Source organism: Paracoccus aeridis (assembly GCF_004923205.2).
GTDB lineage: Bacteria > Pseudomonadota > Alphaproteobacteria > Rhodobacterales > Rhodobacteraceae > Paracoccus > Paracoccus aeridis.
This window is the reverse complement of record NZ_SELD02000062.1, coordinates 1-344: the sequence shown is the minus strand read 5'-3', so window position 1 is coordinate 344 and position 344 is coordinate 1. Positions and strand designations below refer to the sequence as shown.

Below are 344 nucleotides of genomic sequence, written 5' to 3'. Positions count from 1 at the left end.
CGTTGCGTCGGTTGGTGCGCTGATCGGAGACAGTGGCGTACTCGGCCCCGCAGACACTGTCGGCTTGGGCGGAGAGGATCTGGTTGATGAAATCGCCGAGCATCTCGCGCAGCAAATCCGGGGAGGCTTGGCTAAGTAGCTCTTCGAGATAGGCGGTTGGGTCGATATGATTAGGGTCAGCGGCCATCGTGGTGTCCCTTTCGAGGAGATGTAGGAGTTGATTCGAAAGGTACTGCGGTGGCCGCCCACATCGTTCATGGGGCCTCACCGGCAGTTACAGATACACCACGCTAACGGCACACTGATAATGGGAGTGCGGGACAAGAACCATCCGGAATGACCCA

Annotated in this window: 1 protein-coding gene; it reads right to left on the bottom strand. The window is 58.1% G+C overall.

Annotated features, from left to right (window positions below; translation table 11 throughout):
- Nucleotides 1-187 (bottom strand): transposase (locus ELI80_RS16720; RefSeq protein WP_201740656.1); only part of this gene is annotated, 187 nt, incomplete at its 3' end.
- Nucleotides 188-344 lie beyond the last annotated feature (157 nt).